Consider the following 17,045-nt stretch of genomic DNA (forward strand, 5'->3'; position numbering starts at 1 on the left):
GAGCAAAAACATGATTCAATCTGTTGCATTTATTGGCTTAGGCGCAATGGGCTACCGCATGGCAGCCCATTTACCTAAACATTTTGATACGGTCTATGTCTGGAATCGTAACTTTGCCAAAGCCGAGCAACATGCTGCTGAATATGGCACACAAGCGGTTGAATTGGCTCAAGCGGTGCAAGCAGATATTATTTTTTCTTGCTTGCCCACCAGTACCGAAGTTGAAAACCTGATTGCACAAGTTCAACTTAAAGCAGGTTCAGTCTGGGTCGATTGCACCAGTGGCGTACCCGAAAGTGCTAAAAAATTGGTACAACAACTTGAAGCACAACAGATCGACTTTTTAGATGCACCTGTAAGCGGACAAACCATTGGTGCAGAAAATGCCACATTAACAGTCATGATTGGCGGTAAAGCTGCTGCTTTTGAAAAAGCCCTACCTGCAATTCAGGCTTTTGGTAAAGTGATTCAGCATGTGGGTGAACCTGGTGCTGGCTTTGCCGTAAAAGCAGTGAATAATATGTTAATGGCAGTGAGTTTGTGTGCTGCAGCTGAAGGTTTTACCACCTTAAAAGCACATGGCGTAAACTTAAATCAGGCCTTGCAATGCATAAATGCTTCAAGTGGTAAAAGCGCAGTAACGGAAATGATTTTGCCGCAGCGAGTACTGAATCGCGCTTTTCCAAATACTTTTGCCCTGCCTTTACTGGCTAAAGACACAGGTATCGCATTAGATTTAGTCCATGAAGCAGCTTTGCCTGCACCTGTATTGGCTTTAACCCAAAGCCTGATTCAAGCAGCGAATTTAACCGCAGAAAAAGACAGTGATTTTTCCACTGCTGTGAAAATGTATGAATTATGGAGTAATATTACCCTAGAGTAAGAACTCGCCATTGAATATACAGCCATAAACCCAATAATGTGTATTAAGTGGCTAGTCACACCATCATTAAATAGAGGAAACTCTTATGAACAAGTTTAGCATTGCCTTATTTGCAAGCCTTGCAACTTTAATTGGGGCAAGTTCAACTACTTTTGCATCTGAACAAGAATGTCAGAAACTGAAAAATGACCACGATGTTATTTATGCATCTAAAGGGTTCTGCTTCAAAGACCCAGAAGCTAAAGCACGTTTTGGTAATGACAACTGCTATACAACCAAACCTAAGTTTTCTGAAAAAGAACAACAACGTCTTGACGCAATCAAAGAACGTCAAAAAGAACTGAACTGTAAATAACCGTTCTGAAATATCAAAGCTGAATTTAAGGAATCATAATGGCTTACGATGATCAAAATATTTTTGCAAGAATTCTACGTGGCGAACTTCCTGCAATTAAAGTGTATGAAGATGACCAAGTGCTTGCTTTTATGGACATCATGCCGCAAGCCGATGGTCACACTCTCGTGATTCCTAAAACGCCTGCAGTGACTTTATTGGATTTACCCGCAGATGCAGCAGCCTATACTATTCAAATTGTGCAAAAAATTGCGAAAGCAATGGAGCAAGCTTTAGGTGTAGATGGTATCGTGTTAATGCAATTGTCAGGTACAAGCGCAGGTCAAACTGTCCCCCACGTGCATTTTCACTTAATTCCGACTTCGGTTCATCAACTTGGGAAACATGCTGCACAAATGGGTGACCAAGAGAAAATTAAAGCTCAAGCGGAAAAAATTAAAGCAGCGCTTTAAATATTTCAAAAATGTCATACAAAAAAATGGAGCAGCTGCTCCATTTTTTTTGCATTCAGCTTTCTTCATTCATTTATACCACCATTTATGACACTAAGATGTCTTTCCCTTTGCAATTAAGTTATTTATTTCACATATTTTTCTATAAATAGAAATATAATCATTAAAAAAATGCGAATAAAAGTAAGTTTTTGATCTAACTTGTACTTTTTAATAATTTTGAAATATTTCCTTAATATTACTGTCGCATTTGTAAGGAATACTTAGCACCAATAGAGAACAGCAGTAGATCTACCCTACTTCTGAACAATGTTTAGGACTAAAAACAATAGTCTGTATTGGAGCTACACATGAAAAAAACGCTTTGCGCATTAGCAGTTGGGGCAACCTTCTTAACACCAGCATTAGCGATGGCTGCTGATGTTAAAGTTTATGGTCGTGCACACGTATCTTTAGACTATCTTGATGATGGTAAAGACTATAACGAAGTTGGTCTTTCTTCTAACTCATCACGTTTAGGCTTCAAAGCTGAACAAAAATTAGAAAACGGCATGACTGTTTTTGGTCAAATCGAACAAGAAATTAACTTTGCTAGCGGCTCTGCAAATGATGATTTAGAGTTTGCTACTCGTGATACCTTTGTAGGTTTAAAAGGTGACTTCGGTCAAGCGCGTGTAGGTCGTTTTGACAGCCCATTTAAAGCTGCACGTGGTCCAGTCAACTTCTTTGGTGACCAAGTTGGTGACATCCGTAACGTAACTCGTGCTGGTAACTTACGTTTTGATGAGCGTAATGCTAACTCAATTGAATATAAATCACCTAAATTTGGTGGCGGTTTTAATGTTCTAGCTGCACTTTCTTTACATGAAGGTAATAGTGCTGGTTTCACATCTACAACCTCACAAAAAACTACAGTCATTAATACTGCAGACGGTCCAGTTACAGTTGTTGTTCCAGGCACTACAACAAATACTAAAGCTGATCGTGATGATAAAGCTTATGACTTAGCTTTAACTTATAAAGAAGGCAAAGTCGATTTTGCTGCTGCTTATGAGCACTATGAAGAAGATGCTGGTCGTGGTGAGCGTGATGGCTTCCGTATTGCCGCTGCATACAAAATCACACCTGAGTTAAACGTTGGTGCTTTATATCAATTGTTAACACATGATAATGAAACTGCAAACCCAGATGCACAGGTATTTGGTGTAGCGGCTGACTATAAAGTTGCGCCGAAGACTTATGTACGCGGTCAAGTATTCCACCGTGACGTAGATGCTGATGATGCAAATGCAACATTATTGGCTGTGGGTGTAGAGCACCGTTTAGACAAGGTCGTACGTGTATACGCAAACCTTGCAACTATGCTTAATGACAAAAAATCTAACTTAACACCATGGTCACAAGGTCGCTCAAACAACGTTGGTGGCGTGAATGACGAAGATGCTTTAGGTCTTTCTTTGGGTTTCCGTTACGACTTCTAAGTCTAACCAAACTTAAAAAACCAAAAAACACGCTTCGGCGTGTTTTTTTATGCTCTACTGTTTTAGCTATATTTAGAAACAGGTAAAAAAGCCAGCAAATGTGCTGGCTTAGTTTTTATGGCTCAAGTTTTAACAACAAAGCCTTTCTTTCATTAACGCTTTAAAAACCCAGACACTAAATTCATTACTTGCTGAATATCGTCATTGGCTTCTTGCTTACTCGTTTGCTCACCTTGTGGTGTCAATGAATCAATAATTTGCGGCAATACTGCAGAAATCGCATTATAAATATCTTGCTTTGGCGCCTGAGTTTGCTGTGCAACCTGCTCTACATCGGCATCATCAAATAAACTTTGTACTTGTTCAGCACCTACATGTGCATTTTCACCTGGGTCTGTAGACACCCAATCAGCCACCTGACTGGTTAAGCCCTGTCCTTTGAGTTTATCCAAAGCACCTTGCAAGCCACCCTGTTTTTGAATCCATGCCAATACCAAAGGCAAGACTGCAATCAATAAACTTTGTGCACCTGAAGCACCTGTAGCAGAACGCTGTTGTTGCCCACCTAACTGACCAAGTACTGAACCCAAAATACCACCCAAGCCCCCTTGTGCAGATTGTTGGTTATTAGCACCAAGTTGCCCCAAAACTGAGCCTAAAATACCGCCCAATCCACCTTGAGATTGATTAGATTGCTGTTTCGCGCCCAATGCCTGCTTTGCTAAAATTTCAACAATATTGCTTAAATTAGTCATTTTATGTTCCTCAATATGCCCTTATGACAGCATACGAAGTTTTGACTGAATTTCGCGCTTGAAATTGTTAAATTTTGCAATATCCTAAATTTATGTTAAACATTTAACATTATTAGGTTTTTATGAGTTTAATGCAGCACTTACCAACGGAATTTATCCCAATTTTCAGGATTTGCCCAAAACTTAGAGTTAAACCAATCAGGCACGTGCTTATAAGTCAAAATATTAAATTGCCATAAGCACAAATGATGCTGCTCAAAGCGATGTTCAATCAATTGAGTAAAACCAAGCGCTCTAAGCAATTGCTCATCTTGACGCGCAGCAATCACCACAATACGTTTTGCCAATAAATCACGTAGCTTCACCAAAATTTGCGAAGTGTGTTGTGGTGTCTGCGCAGCAAAATCTGCAGCATCTAAAAATACAACTGCCAAATCAAAACGTTGGGTAAAAGGCAGATTTAAAAATGCCAATGCGCTAAAATACTGCCATTGGATAGCTGACTGATCATCCGCTTGATTGTTATGCTTCGGGCTTGCTTCAATATTTTGCCCTATACACAATGCAGTAGAAATTGGCTGTTGTTGAGATAAATCATCAATTAATGCTTGAATTAAACGCATTTCAGCCATCACTGCATTCCTTCATTTTTGAGAGAGTATTCTTATGGAACTACAAGGCATTTGCCATAAAATGCACGCAGGTCTTAAGGACCATAGTGTAACTGATGAACAGGTACACAAGGCAAATGTTGAATATAAATTTATTCTAGACCGTGCAGAAATTGACCTGCCTTTTCAGCTTGGGCAAGAACTTGAACTGGAATGGACGGGCAATATTTATTGTGTTTCTTGTGGTGTGAAAACACCAAAATCTTATTCGCAAGGACATTGTTTCAAGTGTTTTAAAACCAAAGCATCTTGCGATATGTGCATCATGAAGCCTGAAACCTGTCACTATCATTTAGGTACCTGTCGTGAAGATAGTTTTGCTCAAGAAGTCTGCTTTCAACCGCACATCGTATATTTAGCCAATTCAAGTGCTTTAAAAGTGGGAATCACCCGTTTAGGTCAAATGCCAACACGTTGGCTAGATCAGGGCGCAACTCAAGCCTTGCCAATTATGAAAGTCGGCTCACGCCGTTTATCTGGGCAATTGGAAGTTATGTTTGGTACACAAGTCGCAGATAAAACCGACTGGCGCAAACTACTCAAAGGCGAAGCAGAGCCGCTAAACCTAATTGAAGTGCGTGAACAACTGATTGAAGAGTTTGCGCCTAAAATTCAGACCATTCGTGATGAGTTTAGTCAAAACCTTGAATTCAACGAAACGGTAGAGCTTTTAGATCAGGAACTTCCGCGTGAATTTGTGTACCCTGTAGAACAGTATCCTGAGAAAATTAAATCGCATAACTTAGATAAAACCCCAATTATTCGCGGCAAACTGCAAGGAATTAAAGGGCAATATTTAATCTTGGATACAGGTGTCATCAACATTCGTAAATACACAGGTTATGAGCTAAAAATTCGCGCTGAATAAGTCTTTCAGATGCTTGCCTAATCATTATTAGATGCACAAAAAACCAGCAAATTTGCTGGTTTTTTTGTTGATGTTCATCACTTATTTGATTTTCGCTTTCGATTTCAAATATTGCGTATAGTCATCTAGCTCTTGTTGAGCACGTAATTGTTGATACAACTGCGCTAACTCTTTCAGTTGCTCAGGCGTTAAAGCATTCGATGTAGTATCGTTTACATTTGATACAGCTACCACCACCAATTCATTTGGTATAGATGCTGTTGTTACTGACCACATACCATCTTTAGGCGCAAGCACACTAAATGCAGCACGTTCAATTTCACGCTTTAACAAACCATCTGCACGGGTGAATGTGCCTGCATTTTCAAAACGGATTTGGTTTTTCGCCAAAACGGTCGCTGCAGGTTGAGTTTTAAAGGCATCCAACGCAGCTTGAATATCTTTTTTCGCTGCATCAAAGGCTTTTTTCTCAATCAGTTTAGCTTTTACGCGGGGTGTTGCTTCTTCTAAAGTTTGCACACCTGCGGCATGGTAATTACGCACTTTCACCCATACCACATCGCCATTGGCTAAAGTAATGTTACTCGATGCGTTGCGATCGCCATTTTTCACATCATCATTAAACAATTTAACTTTGACAGATGGCTGGCTTAAAACAGGATGCTGCGCCGCCAAAGTTAAACCATTAACAGATTCGACTTTGGCCGTTTTCACTTCTTCTGCCACAACATCTAAAGCATCACTACTCACCACCAATTCATTTAAGCTGTTGATGGTATCGGTATACGCATTTTCAGTTTTGGCTTTTTGCAACTCTGCCATTAAACGTGCTTTTTGAGTTTCAAACGCAGGGACTTGAACTGTAGCACCTTCTGTTTGAATCACATGATAGCCATATTGAGTTTTAATCGGCTGTGATACTTCACCAGATTTTAAGCTACCCACGGCTTTGTCAAAGGCATCGCCAAATACGCCTGCTTCATAACCTGCAACCTCACCACCTTTGGCTTTAGACTCAGGATCATCCGAATACTTTTGTGCAGCTGCAGTAAAGCTTGTACCTTGCTTAATTTCAGCTGCGGCTTGCTCTGCAAGTTTTTTAGCTGCGGCATCATCACGCGCATCGGTGGTGATTAAAATATGTTTCACTGTCGGTACAGCAGCACCTTTTTGAGTTTCGACAAACTTTTGATAAGCCTGTTGTAACTCTGCGTCAGTGACAGCCGTATTTGCAGGTGCAATATTGGCTGGAGTCACCACAATGTAATCGACATCAACGCTAGCAACCTGTTTAAAGGCATTGGCATGCTGTTCATAATACGCAGCAATCTCTTGTGCATTTGTGGTGATGTTTTTCTTGTAGTCATCTAACTTAATGCTAGATAAATGCAAAGTACGTTGCTGGGTTTGTAAATTGGCAATTTGCTGAATATCAGACGGGCTAACTAAAGCATAATCGGTAAAGCTAGCACTCAGCATTTTTAACGCATGGTCTTGGCGTAAATTTGCCACAAGCGCCTGATTGGTCATGCCTACAGATTGCAGATAGTTCGCATACAAGCTTTCAGAAAACTTGCCATCTTGTTGGAAATTCGGTTGCTGTGCAATCATTTGTTCAATTTGTGCATCGCTCAAAGAAATCCCTAATTTCTCAGCTTGTTGTAATAACAAGGTACGTGCAACCAACGTATCTTTGGCTTTGTTTTGAATATAATTTTGATTCAATAGTGTTTCATCACCATTGGTATAGGCCAAGTATTGTTCTTTCAAGGAATTGGTCAGATTATCTAATTCTCGTTTTGAAATTTGCTGACCATTGACTGTTTGTGCAGTGTCTTCAGACTGACCTCCACTAAAATATCCTTCAATACCTACAAGTGCTAAAGGGGTCAAGAACAAGACGAGCAAAACTTTGCCCAACCAACCCTTAATAACTTTACGAAAAGATTCCATAAGTATTCCAATATTTTATTTGTGCGAGATTTTAACTGAAAACCCTCAACGAATGAATGCGTTGAAGCCGTTTATTGACATTATTAATAAAAAACGCGCCAATTGGCGCGCTTTCTTGGCATTTTAAAAGATTATGCTACTGAATCTTTTAAACCTTTACCCGCTTTAAAGCTTGGTACTTTGCTTGCTTTAATTTCAAGTGTAGCACCTGTTTGTGGGTTACGACCTGTGCGAGCAGCACGCTCTTTCACATTAAATGTACCAAAACCAACGAGGGTTACAGTATCACCCGCTTTAAGCGCTTCAGTAATAGAAGCAATTGTTGCGTCTAAGGCCTTACCTGCATCAGTCTTAGACAATCCCCCTTTCTCTGCAATTGCATCGATTAATTCTGATTTATTCATGAAAATTACGTCCTCTTAATATCGTTTATTTAAGGTCCAGAGATTTAATTTAAATTACCGTAACGCCTTTATAGCAATGCTTTGAGGGTAAAAGCAATACTCCCTGCACGCTTTTATGCAAAATAAATGGTAAAACGATGGAACTATTAGCCTCTATTCAGTTTTGCCCTAAAATACCCGATGTATAATAAAGCAACATACTTTAAGCCCCCTTTGCACAGAATTACTTTTTCGCAACATCTTCTTTTAATTGTTTATTTTCTTCAATCAACGCATCGACTTTGGCATGTAATTGCAGTACCAATTGCTCCAAATGTTGTAGGTCTTTTGCTGTCACCAAGCCAATTCTATTTAAAGAATGATTGACGCTATGGTCAATTAAACGCTCAACTTTATCTTTAGTATCAATGACCGACTCTTTGGCTTTTTCAGACACTTTTTCAACTGTTTGATCGGCAATTTCTGTAGTTTTAGATTCTAATTCCTCACCCACCTTGACCAGAGAGTCAAACAATTTATTGCCTTCTTCTTCTGCGCGTGAAAATGCACCTAAACCTGCTAGCCAAATTTGCTTGGTATATTTACGAAAATCGAGTGATGATTTACGTCCTGAGCGTAATTTATCTTTATTTTTCAATGTGGTTTCTGATTCAAGCAAATGCTCTTCTACGCTATCCGTCGTTTTTTCCATGAACCTCTCTCCTGCTTATTTTATGCGCACATAAATGTAATAAACCTACAAAATGCTTTCATAATAGCAAATTAAATACTTGATCGTTTTGCTAAACTGTTCTACAAAGCAAGATTATTCGCTGCGCTTCTTAGAATGTATTCTCAACGAAGCGCAAAACAAGGAATTCAACTTTAGATTTAGGGACTTGATTTTATGAGTGATTCGCAACAAAGACAAAGTAATCCACATTTGTTGCTGACCATGCTCATGATTGTGCTGGAAACAATTTTTAGCTTTATTCTAAAACATGATCGTGTGGTCGCTTTGCAGGCTAAAAAGTTTGTCGACCAGAAAATCACCATTAAAATTAATAGCTATATTCCTTATTTCGACATTTACGTGGAATTCAATCCAAACGGCATCTTATTTGACAGCAAAGCACCTGAACAAGCTGTCGATTTAGATGTGCGCACCACCCTCATAGATTTATTTAAAATCTTTATTTTAGGTAATCGTCGCAGTATTAAACACATGCGTATAGATGGTGACATTACCCTTAAAGATGAGTTTCGTGATCTAATTTTGCATTTTAGTGCACCCAAAGTTTTAGCTGACTGGAAACAATGGCTGAAAGAAGCACCGCAAGAACAAGAAGTGATTGGTTCTAAAAAGCGCATTGCCCCACTTTTAGACAAAATTGATGAACAACGCTCTAAGATCAATACCTTACAAGTTGAGCTTAAACAGCATAAAAACCGTATTCGTCGGATTGAACGTCGTCAAAAGCGCATTAACATCGCCTTTGGAGTAATAACAGTATTATTAATTACGTTATTAGTGTATAATTTATGGATCGTTTAAACGCATTAAAATATCAATAAAAACAGCGTAAATCCTCGCGCACGATATCATAATAAAATACTTGACTAATTTAGTCGGGATTCATACAATACCCATATCTAGTCTAATCATGTGTATCGAATCATGCGCTTAACAACTCGCGGTCGCTACGCAGTGACTGCTCTACTTGATTTAGCTTTGCAGCCAACTGAACAAACGATCACGCTTGCTGAAATTGCAGCCCGTCAAACTATTTCTGTTGCTTATCTTGAGCAGTTATTCGCAAAACTTAAGCGCCACGGCTTAGTGTCTAGTGTTCGCGGTGCTAACGGTGGTTACCATTTAGCACGTAGTGCAAATGAAATCACTGTGCTAGAAATCATTGAAGCCGTAAACGAAACTGTTGATGCAACGCGTTGCGACCATAAAGGCAACTGTCAAAATGGTGCAATGTGCTTGACTCACGACTTATGGCAGGAACTCTCCCATCATATTGCCGACTATCTCGCTAAAATCTCACTTGCTGATTTAGTTGCGCGTGACAACGTACAAACTGTTGCCATTCGCCAGAACACAGCGCCGTTTGATTCAGCTCTGTTATCGGTTACAGGTATTTGACATGAAACGTCCAATTTATCTTGACTACGCAGCAACCACTCCTGTAGATCCTCAAGTTGCAGAACGCATGATGGAGTGCCTGACTTTTGATGGGACTTTCGGTAATGCCGCTTCTCGTTCGCACGCTTATGGCTGGCAAGCAGAAGAAAAAGTTGAATATGCACGTGAACAAGTTGCGAACTTGATCAAAGCAGACCCACGTGAAATCGTGTGGACTTCTGGTGCAACAGAATCAGATAACCTTGCACTAAAAGGCGTAGCACAATTCTATTCGTCTAAAGGCAAACACATTATTACGTCTAAAATTGAACACAAAGCCATTTTAGATACCTGCCGTGAGCTTGAATCTGAAGGTTTTGAAATCACGTACTTAGAGCCACAACCACAAACAGGTTTAATTACACCTGAAATGGTTGAAGCGGCAATTCGTCCAGACACAATTTTAGTGTCGTTGATGATGGTCAATAACGAAATTGGTACGATTACCGATGTCGCTGCAATTGGCGAAATCACCCGTGCCAAAAAAATCTTCTTCCACGTTGATGCTGCGCAAGCTGCAGGTAAGGTAGAAATTGATTTATCTACCTTAAAAGTAGACTTAATGAGCTTCTCTGCACACAAAATCTATGGCCCTAAAGGTATTGGTGCGCTATTTGTACGCCGCAGTCCACGCGTACGCTTAAAAGCACAAATGCATGGTGGCGGTCATGAGCGTGGCATGCGTTCAGGCACACTTGCAACCCACCAAATTGTAGGTATGGGCGAAGCATTTGAACTTGCAGGCAAAAACTTAGCTTCTGAACAAGCCCGTTTACGCGTATTGCGCGACAAACTTTGGAATGGCTTGAACACCATGGAACAAGTTTTCCTGAATGGTCACCCAACACTAAACGTAGCCAACTATTTAAACGTCAGCTTCAACTTTGTTGAAGGTGAATCTTTAATGATGTCTCTTAAAGATGCTGCGGTATCTTCAGGTTCTGCGTGTACTTCAGCGACTTTAGAGCCATCTTATGTATTACGTGCACTAGGTCTTTCAGACGAACTTGCACACAGCTCAATTCGTTTCAGTTTTGGTAAATACACCACTGAAGAAGATATTGATCATGTCCTAACTGTGACTAAAGCTGCTGTTGAAAAGTTACGTGAACTTTCACCGCTTTGGGATATGTATAAAGAAGGGATTGACCTTTCTAAAGTAGAATGGACTGAACACTAATTCATCCCAAATCTAATGGCTTTGACAGGAAGCCATTAGATTGATAAAGGTAATTTCACCCCCATATTTATATTAAGGCTGACCCCGAGGTTTGGAGAAGCGACATGGCTTATAGCGATAAAGTAATTGATCATTACGAAAACCCTCGTAATGTTGGCGTTTTAGACAAAAATGCTGAAAACGTTGGTACAGGTATGGTGGGCGCACCTGCATGTGGCGATGTAATGCGTCTGCAAATTCAAGTGAATGACGAAGGCGTGATTGAAGAAGCACGTTTCAAAACTTATGGTTGTGGTTCTGCCATTGCTTCAAGTTCTTTGGTTACTGAGTGGCTTAAAGGTAAAACTTTAGATGAAGCACAAGCGATCAAGAACATTGATATTGCTACCGAACTTGCCCTTCCACCAGTGAAAGTACACTGCTCTGTATTGGCAGAAGATGCAATTAAAGCTGCTGTAGAAGACTATCGCAGCAAAAAGACCAAAGCTTAATTTGCTAAGTTTTGTGGAAAAACAAACGGAGTTTTCATGATCAATTTAACTGAAAATGCTGCAACTCATATCAGCAATTACTTAAAGAATCGCGGTAAGGGTCAAGGTATTCGCGTTGGTGTGAAAACTTCAGGCTGTTCTGGTTTGGCTTATGTACTCGAATTTGTAGATGAAGTCGATACGCACGACCAAATGTTTGAACAGTTTGGTGTTAAAGTTTTCGTTGATCCGAAAAGCCTAGTTTACCTAGATGGCATGGAAATGGACTATGTCAAAAATGGTTTAAACGAAGGTTTCGAGTTTAACAACCCCAATAAAAAAGGTGAATGTGGCTGCGGTGAATCGTTCACGGTATAACGCCACCTCCCTCTTTTTAGCTTAAAACAGTGTACAATACACTGTTTTAATTGCATTTATGCAGCCAATTTTGCACACTAATCGCGGATTCCATCTCCCATGAATCATTTTGAGTTGTTTAATCTTCCTGTTGCACTCGATATTGATTTCGCTACTTTAAAAGCTGAATTTTTAAAGCTACAGCAGCAATATCACCCCGACAAAGCCGAAGACAAAGATCAAGCCTTGATTAAATCTAGTAAAATTAATCAGGCGTTTAAACAACTCTCTGCGGTAGACAGTCGTGCTGCATATTTACTCTCATTGAAAAAGCAAGATTATCATCTCGATCAATCCATCCATGACTTTGAATTTTTACAAGATGCCTTGGAAATTCGTGAGCAATTGGATGATGCCAACTGTGCCGATGACTTACAGTCATTAAAGGTTGAAGTACAACAATGGGTTGATGGCTTAGTCCGTGAATTTAAAATTGACTATGCCGAAGAAGATTGGGCAGAAGCGCGTGACACTGTGCGTAAATTACGCTTTTTCATGAAAGTTATGGCTGACCTAGACAAAGCTGAAGATCGTTTCCTTGATGATGACAGTTTTGATTTAGACGATGATTTTTAATTTTAGTTTGTATTTTAATATTTAACGGGCAAAGGATTTTACATAATGGCGCTCTTGCAAATTGCAGAACCAGGTCAATCAAGTGCACCGCATGAACATCGCATTGCGATTGGCATTGACTTAGGCACCACTCATTCATTGGTTGCCACAGTTCTTTCTGGTAAAGCCAAAGTCTTGCATGATGAGCAAGGTCGCGTGCTACTGCCTTCTATCGTCCATTATGCAGAGCAAAATACACATTATGGCAATGCTGCTGCGCCATTTATTACTACAGACCCTAAAAACACGATTGTTTCAGTCAAGCGTTTTATGGGTCGTTCTAAAGCGGACATTAAATTTCAACATCCATACACGTTAGTGGGTGAAGACAATCAAATGCCTGCTTTTGAAACAGCTCAAGGCCGTAAAACACCTGTTGAAATTTCGGCAGAATTACTTAAACAACTCAAAGACCGCGCAGAAGCCAGCTTACAAAACCCTGTAAATGGTGCAGTGATTACTGTTCCTGCTTATTTTGATGAAGCTCAACGCCAAGCCACACGTGACGCTGCCGAGCTTGCAGGTTTAAAAGTATTGCGTTTATTGAATGAACCGACTGCAGCAGCGGTTGCCTACGGTTTAGATCAAGACACCAACTTGGCTCAAGACCGTAACTATGTGATTTACGACTTGGGCGGTGGTACGTTTGACGTTTCTATTTTACGTTTCTCTCAAGGTGTTTTTGAGGTTTTAGCCACAGGCGGCCACACTGCTTTAGGTGGTGATGACTTAGATCGTCTGATTGTAAAATGGGCAAAAAAACAGCTGAATATTGAAAGTTTAGATGATGCAGAATATGCACACTTTGTTGTGTCTGCACGTAAAGCCAAAGAAGCGCTCAGCAATGCAGAAAGTGTTGAATTAAAACTGTTAGAGCACACGCTGCAATTAGACCGCGCAAACTTTGAAAGTATTATTCAGGTTGCTTTAGATAAAACCATTAGTGTATGCAAACGTGTATTACGCGATGCCAAACTTGACCTAGATGACATTCAAAATGTAGTTTTAGTTGGTGGTTCAACACGTTCTTATGCCGTGCAAAAAGCTGTTCGTGAAGTATTTAATCAAGAACCATTATGCACAATTAACCCAGATGAAGTGGTTGCAATTGGTGCATCAATTACCGCCAATCAACTAATTGGTAACAGCAAAGATGGTTCGTTGCTATTAGACGTTACCCCACTGTCTTTGGGTTTAGAAACCATGGGCGGTTTGGTGGAACGCTTAATTTCACGCAATACTGCAATTCCTGTAGCACGTCGCCAAGAATTTACCACTTATCAAGATGGCCAAACTGCCATGTTGATTCATGTGGTACAAGGTGAGCGTGATTTGGTAGAACATTGTCGTAGCTTAGGTCGTTTTGTGCTATACGGTATTCCACCAATGACTGCGGGTCAGGCACGCATTGAAGTTACGTTCCAAGTCGATGCTGATGGCTTGCTCAGTGTTTCTGCTAAAGAAACCACTTCTGGTGTGACTGCAAATATCGACATCAAGCCATCTTATGGTTTATCTGAAGCAGATACCGAGCGTTTGCTGCTAGATGGTTTCAAATATGCAGAAGAAGACAAGCAATTGCGTCATTTGCATGAAACCAAAGTTGAAGCACAACGTGAACTTGAAGCTTTACAACAAGCCTTAAAAGTAGATGCACAACTATTAAGCCCAGAACAATTAGAAGCTTTAAATACTGCCAAAGCGCAGTTGGAAGCCGAATTGACTGGACAAGACATTAAAGCCATTGAACATGCTGTTGAACAGCTTAAAATACACAGTGATGCTTTTGCTGCAATTCGTATGAATCAACATATTGATGCAGCACTTAAAGGCACTAAACTCGACGACTGGTCAAACTCAAACTAATTTAAGGTAAAGATTATGCCACGTATTAAAGTACTTCCACATGCGCAATTCTGCCCAGAAGGTGCTGAGTTTGAAGTCGAACAAAATGCCAACTTATGCGAAAGCTTACTTGAAAATGGCATTAAAATTGAACATGCTTGCGATATGTCTTGTGCATGTACCACTTGCCACGTTGTTGTTCGTAAAGGCTTTGACAGCCTAGAAGAAATGGATGATGTTGAAGCTGACTTATTAGACCGTGCTTGGGGTTTAGAGCCTGATTCACGCTTATCTTGTCAGGTTAAAGTGGTCAATGAAGACTTGGAAGTCGAAATTCCAAAATACACCATTAACCATGCTTCAGAAAATCATTAATCATAAAATGATGCTAATTCTAAAAAACTGCGCTACGGCGCAGTTTTTTTATTGCACAACTTTAGATTTAAAATTTTTGAGGATTTAAAAGTTAAACGAGATCTACATTATAAGAAAAATTTTAGTGTTTTTCAGGAATATGAGTTTTGGCAATTTCTTCAACAGGTGGATGTTCAATCACTTCATCTTCAAGATTAAGTTTTACAATGCCCTGTGAGTTGGTCAGCTTTTGCTGCGTTTGAATTCTTTTAATCATTTTTTCTAATACGGTAATTAGCTCAGGATATTCAAAATTCTGCACTTCATCCAAATTAAGCAACAAATGAAAACCTTTATATTCGTAGTCAAACCAACGCTGATAATCCGACTTGCTGGCCGCATATTTTTCCATCACTTGCCAAGTTTTTACAGGACCTTGAATCCCCTTTAAAAAGATCGGTGCTTTCGGAGCACACAAATAATCATTTTTAATCAGTTTATAAGTGTCATCTGAAAGTAAAATTTCATCAACTTCGGCCGCACTTTGCAAACGCGCAGCTAAGTTAGCATCACGCCCAACAATGGTATATGCCATCCGATGTGCTGCACCGTAGTTCCCAACGTGGCAATATCCTGTACTGATACCCATACGAATATGTAAAGGCGGATAGCCCATTTTGACCCAACGTTCGCGTAACAATTTCATTTGCTGACGCATCGCAATAGCCATCTCTACACAAGTTTTAGCATCTTGTTCAACACCTTGCGTATTTGGATCACCAAAGAAAATTAAAATCGCATCACCCATAAACTTATCCACCGTCGCTTCATATTGCTTGGCAATTTCGGTCATGTGGCTTAAATAATCATTGAGCAGGAATGCTAAATCATCTGGAATTAGTGTTTCAGAAAGTTCAGTAAAGCCTTGAATATCAGAAAAGAAAATCGTCATTTTTTTACGTTTATATTCAATTTTCGCTTCCGACTCACCTTTCATAATCGATTGCCACAACTGCAAAGGTGCATAGCGACTAAGCTGATTCGCAAATTCCATATAGCGGTTCATTTGTGTGTAGTAATGGTCTTTCTTTGCCGTGGTATAGCGGATACGACGTGCCTGATAGGCACTGCCCATGCCAAAGTAAAAGATCATACATAAAAAGGCTAAAATCGTAAGTTCGGTACTGCTTTGTTCAAAATATTCGTTAAAACCAAAAATAAAAATATTACAAAAATAAAAAACTGTGACCGCCAATAAGGATGCCAATGCCACCAAAAAGAAAGAAACTTTAATATAAATGGCGGTATATAGCAGCGCAAATAAAGCGGCAAAAGTAAGTACCAAATTCAGATGTACCGCAGACAAACATACTGCGACTACCACAATATCAATAATAAACAGGATATTACGCTTGGCTTGATGACTATATTTATATTGCAGCCAACGCGAAAATTTAGGAATTATCAGTAATAAAAAAGTAAGAAAAAACGGAAGGTAAATTTGATAATTGGTATCGGCGTAGGTGTAGTGATAGACCACCATAATCAGGGATAAACTTGCATACCCGACTAAACGATGCAGAAATTCGAATTGTTTGGGATCTCTTTCCATCCAATTGTACATGAACACCGCGGCCTACTCCAATCTAGGATTAAAAAGCCACGCATCCTGCGTGGCAATTCATTTCAATTAATCCATTCGCCAGTCAAATGGCATATCGCCTTGACCACGCAGAGCAAGCATCAAGGTTTGACGCATGTGAGCCAAAACTTCATTGCTGTATGGTACAGCTGGCGTACCCCAAACTGGTTTAGGCCAAGCCACATCATTTTGATAACGCACGACGTGATGAAAATGCAATTGTGGAACCATATTACCTAAAGCCGCCACATTCATTTTATCGGCACGGAATACACGTGATAATTGGCTAGATAACCAGCTAGATTCACGTAAAAATTGTTCTTGGTCTGCCTGGCTTAATTCGTATAGTTCTGTAACCCCTGGCACACGTGGAATTAGAATTAACCAAGGGAATTGCATATCATTCATTAAACGACATGTTGACAGAGGAAAGTCGCCTACAAAAAAAGTATCTTGAGCAAGTTGTGGATGCAAACTAAACATATCTTTATAAATGACGCAAATTGTAATGATGGGTAATACTATCACAT

At 39.8% G+C, this 17,045-nt stretch carries 20 protein-coding genes; 13 read left to right on the forward strand and 7 right to left on the reverse strand.

Annotated features, from left to right (window positions below; genetic code table 11):
• Window positions 1-10 precede the first annotated feature (10 nt).
• From FTV43_RS10575 to FTV43_RS10590, 4 genes are all read left to right on the forward strand, one after another.
• A complete protein-coding gene (locus FTV43_RS10575; RefSeq protein ID WP_096901444.1) occupies window positions 11-883 on the forward strand; it encodes an NAD(P)-dependent oxidoreductase in 873 nt (290 codons plus the stop codon).
• 85 nt (window positions 884-968) lie between these two features.
• A complete protein-coding gene (locus FTV43_RS10580) occupies window positions 969-1,238 on the forward strand; it encodes a YARHG domain-containing protein (protein WP_179995442.1) in 270 nt (89 codons plus the stop codon).
• Between the two features lie 38 nt (window positions 1,239-1,276).
• Complete coding sequence (locus FTV43_RS10585; RefSeq protein ID WP_096901443.1) at window positions 1,277-1,690, forward strand: HIT family protein; 414 nt, start codon at window positions 1,277-1,279, stop codon at window positions 1,688-1,690.
• Between the two features lie 350 nt (window positions 1,691-2,040).
• Window positions 2,041-3,171 (forward strand): porin, encoded by a 1,131-nt coding sequence (locus tag FTV43_RS10590; protein ID WP_179995443.1) that lies wholly within the window; start codon window positions 2,041-2,043, stop codon window positions 3,169-3,171.
• A gap of 152 nt (window positions 3,172-3,323) precedes the next feature.
• On the opposite strand, the gene FTV43_RS10595 is transcribed toward FTV43_RS10590, so the two are convergent.
• Complete coding sequence (locus tag FTV43_RS10595; RefSeq protein WP_104851928.1) at window positions 3,324-3,926, reverse strand: YidB family protein; 603 nt, start codon at window positions 3,924-3,926, stop codon at window positions 3,324-3,326.
• Between the two features lie 140 nt (window positions 3,927-4,066).
• The gene (locus FTV43_RS10600; protein ID WP_179995444.1) at window positions 4,067-4,558 is read right to left on the reverse strand and encodes a DUF6231 family protein; all 492 of its coding nucleotides are present in this window, start codon (window positions 4,556-4,558) and stop codon (window positions 4,067-4,069) included.
• 34 nt (window positions 4,559-4,592) lie between these two features.
• Here FTV43_RS10600 and FTV43_RS10605 point away from each other — a divergent pair, with 34 nt between their 5' ends.
• The gene (locus FTV43_RS10605; protein WP_131261455.1) at window positions 4,593-5,465 is read left to right on the forward strand and encodes a DUF2797 domain-containing protein; all 873 of its coding nucleotides are present in this window, start codon (window positions 4,593-4,595) and stop codon (window positions 5,463-5,465) included.
• Between the two features lie 81 nt (window positions 5,466-5,546).
• On the opposite strand, the gene FTV43_RS10610 is transcribed toward FTV43_RS10605, so the two are convergent.
• From FTV43_RS10610 to FTV43_RS10620, 3 genes are all read right to left on the reverse strand, one after another.
• Complete coding sequence (locus FTV43_RS10610; RefSeq protein WP_131261456.1) at window positions 5,547-7,418, reverse strand: SurA N-terminal domain-containing protein; 1,872 nt, start codon at window positions 7,416-7,418, stop codon at window positions 5,547-5,549.
• 131 nt (window positions 7,419-7,549) lie between these two features.
• Window positions 7,550-7,822: an HU family DNA-binding protein gene (locus tag FTV43_RS10615; RefSeq protein ID WP_004976639.1), complete on the reverse strand. Its 273-nt coding sequence runs from the start codon at window positions 7,820-7,822 to the stop codon at window positions 7,550-7,552.
• Between the two features lie 223 nt (window positions 7,823-8,045).
• Entirely contained in the window at window positions 8,046-8,513 is a 468-nt protein-coding gene (locus FTV43_RS10620; RefSeq protein ID WP_004976642.1) for a phasin family protein, read from the reverse strand.
• Between the two features lie 195 nt (window positions 8,514-8,708).
• Here FTV43_RS10620 and FTV43_RS10625 point away from each other — a divergent pair, with 195 nt between their 5' ends.
• The 8 genes from FTV43_RS10625 to fdx all read left to right on the forward strand — a co-directional run bounded on the left by FTV43_RS10625 (window position 8,709) and on the right by fdx (window position 14,894).
• Complete coding sequence (locus FTV43_RS10625) at window positions 8,709-9,356, forward strand: hypothetical protein (RefSeq protein WP_104851923.1); 648 nt, start codon at window positions 8,709-8,711, stop codon at window positions 9,354-9,356.
• 123 nt (window positions 9,357-9,479) lie between these two features.
• Window positions 9,480-9,953 (forward strand): Rrf2 family transcriptional regulator, encoded by a 474-nt coding sequence (locus FTV43_RS10630; RefSeq protein WP_004976645.1) that lies wholly within the window; start codon window positions 9,480-9,482, stop codon window positions 9,951-9,953.
• A 1-nt stretch (window position 9,954) separates the two neighbouring features.
• On the forward strand, window positions 9,955-11,172 hold the full coding sequence (locus FTV43_RS10635; protein ID WP_004976647.1) for an IscS subfamily cysteine desulfurase: 1,218 nt from the start codon (window positions 9,955-9,957) through the stop codon (window positions 11,170-11,172).
• Window positions 11,173-11,276: 104 nt separating this feature from the next.
• Window positions 11,277-11,663 (forward strand): Fe-S cluster assembly scaffold IscU, encoded by a 387-nt coding sequence (gene iscU, locus FTV43_RS10640; protein ID WP_004976649.1) that lies wholly within the window; start codon window positions 11,277-11,279, stop codon window positions 11,661-11,663.
• Window positions 11,664-11,699: 36 nt separating this feature from the next.
• On the forward strand, window positions 11,700-12,020 hold the full coding sequence (gene iscA / locus FTV43_RS10645; protein WP_004976650.1) for an iron-sulfur cluster assembly protein IscA: 321 nt from the start codon (window positions 11,700-11,702) through the stop codon (window positions 12,018-12,020).
• Between the two features lie 99 nt (window positions 12,021-12,119).
• Window positions 12,120-12,635, forward strand: a complete 516-nt coding sequence (gene hscB / locus FTV43_RS10650) for a Fe-S protein assembly co-chaperone HscB (RefSeq protein WP_004976652.1) — start codon at window positions 12,120-12,122, stop codon at window positions 12,633-12,635.
• 45 nt (window positions 12,636-12,680) lie between these two features.
• Window positions 12,681-14,540: a Fe-S protein assembly chaperone HscA gene (gene hscA, locus FTV43_RS10655; RefSeq protein ID WP_179995445.1), complete on the forward strand. Its 1,860-nt coding sequence runs from the start codon at window positions 12,681-12,683 to the stop codon at window positions 14,538-14,540.
• Between the two features lie 15 nt (window positions 14,541-14,555).
• The gene (fdx, locus tag FTV43_RS10660; protein WP_004976656.1) at window positions 14,556-14,894 is read left to right on the forward strand and encodes an ISC system 2Fe-2S type ferredoxin; all 339 of its coding nucleotides are present in this window, start codon (window positions 14,556-14,558) and stop codon (window positions 14,892-14,894) included.
• A 121-nt stretch (window positions 14,895-15,015) separates the two neighbouring features.
• On the opposite strand, the gene FTV43_RS10665 is transcribed toward fdx, so the two are convergent.
• On the reverse strand, window positions 15,016-16,503 hold the full coding sequence (locus FTV43_RS10665) for an adenylate/guanylate cyclase domain-containing protein (RefSeq protein ID WP_026438389.1): 1,488 nt from the start codon (window positions 16,501-16,503) through the stop codon (window positions 15,016-15,018).
• Window positions 16,504-16,563: 60 nt separating this feature from the next.
• Entirely contained in the window at window positions 16,564-16,998 is a 435-nt protein-coding gene (locus FTV43_RS10670; RefSeq protein ID WP_004976660.1) for an HIT domain-containing protein, read from the reverse strand.
• Window positions 16,999-17,045 lie beyond the last annotated feature (47 nt).

Origin of the sequence: Acinetobacter sp. YH16053, from assembly GCF_013417035.1 — a bacterium.
In the GTDB taxonomy this organism is placed as follows: Bacteria; Pseudomonadota; Gammaproteobacteria; order Pseudomonadales; family Moraxellaceae; genus Acinetobacter; species Acinetobacter towneri.

What these genes read in the sequence shown, in the direction of transcription:
- hscB (WP_004976652.1), top strand. Translation starts at nt 12,120, where the DNA reads ATGAATCATTTTGAGTTGTTTAATCTTCCTGTTGCACTCGATATTGAT.
- FTV43_RS10605 (WP_131261455.1), top strand. Translation starts at nt 4,593, where the DNA reads ATGGAACTACAAGGCATTTGCCATAAAATGCACGCAGGTCTTAAGGAC.
- FTV43_RS10580 (WP_179995442.1), top strand. Translation starts at nt 969, where the DNA reads ATGAACAAGTTTAGCATTGCCTTATTTGCAAGCCTTGCAACTTTAATT.
- iscU (WP_004976649.1), top strand. Translation starts at nt 11,277, where the DNA reads ATGGCTTATAGCGATAAAGTAATTGATCATTACGAAAACCCTCGTAAT.
- FTV43_RS10575 (WP_096901444.1), top strand. Translation starts at nt 11, where the DNA reads ATGATTCAATCTGTTGCATTTATTGGCTTAGGCGCAATGGGCTACCGC.
- FTV43_RS10585 (WP_096901443.1), top strand. Translation starts at nt 1,277, where the DNA reads ATGGCTTACGATGATCAAAATATTTTTGCAAGAATTCTACGTGGCGAA.
- FTV43_RS10615 (WP_004976639.1), bottom strand. Translation starts at nt 7,822, where the DNA reads ATGAATAAATCAGAATTAATCGATGCAATTGCAGAGAAAGGGGGATTG.
- FTV43_RS10595 (WP_104851928.1), bottom strand. Translation starts at nt 3,926, where the DNA reads ATGACTAATTTAAGCAATATTGTTGAAATTTTAGCAAAGCAGGCATTG.
- FTV43_RS10625 (WP_104851923.1), top strand. Translation starts at nt 8,709, where the DNA reads ATGAGTGATTCGCAACAAAGACAAAGTAATCCACATTTGTTGCTGACC.
- FTV43_RS10670 (WP_004976660.1), bottom strand. Translation starts at nt 16,998, where the DNA reads ATGTTTAGTTTGCATCCACAACTTGCTCAAGATACTTTTTTTGTAGGC.
- FTV43_RS10630 (WP_004976645.1), top strand. Translation starts at nt 9,480, where the DNA reads ATGCGCTTAACAACTCGCGGTCGCTACGCAGTGACTGCTCTACTTGAT.
- FTV43_RS10600 (WP_179995444.1), bottom strand. Translation starts at nt 4,558, where the DNA reads ATGGCTGAAATGCGTTTAATTCAAGCATTAATTGATGATTTATCTCAA.
- FTV43_RS10610 (WP_131261456.1), bottom strand. Translation starts at nt 7,418, where the DNA reads ATGGAATCTTTTCGTAAAGTTATTAAGGGTTGGTTGGGCAAAGTTTTG.
- FTV43_RS10620 (WP_004976642.1), bottom strand. Translation starts at nt 8,513, where the DNA reads ATGGAAAAAACGACGGATAGCGTAGAAGAGCATTTGCTTGAATCAGAA.
- fdx (WP_004976656.1), top strand. Translation starts at nt 14,556, where the DNA reads ATGCCACGTATTAAAGTACTTCCACATGCGCAATTCTGCCCAGAAGGT.
- iscA (WP_004976650.1), top strand. Translation starts at nt 11,700, where the DNA reads ATGATCAATTTAACTGAAAATGCTGCAACTCATATCAGCAATTACTTA.
- FTV43_RS10635 (WP_004976647.1), top strand. Translation starts at nt 9,955, where the DNA reads ATGAAACGTCCAATTTATCTTGACTACGCAGCAACCACTCCTGTAGAT.
- FTV43_RS10590 (WP_179995443.1), top strand. Translation starts at nt 2,041, where the DNA reads ATGAAAAAAACGCTTTGCGCATTAGCAGTTGGGGCAACCTTCTTAACA.
- hscA (WP_179995445.1), top strand. Translation starts at nt 12,681, where the DNA reads ATGGCGCTCTTGCAAATTGCAGAACCAGGTCAATCAAGTGCACCGCAT.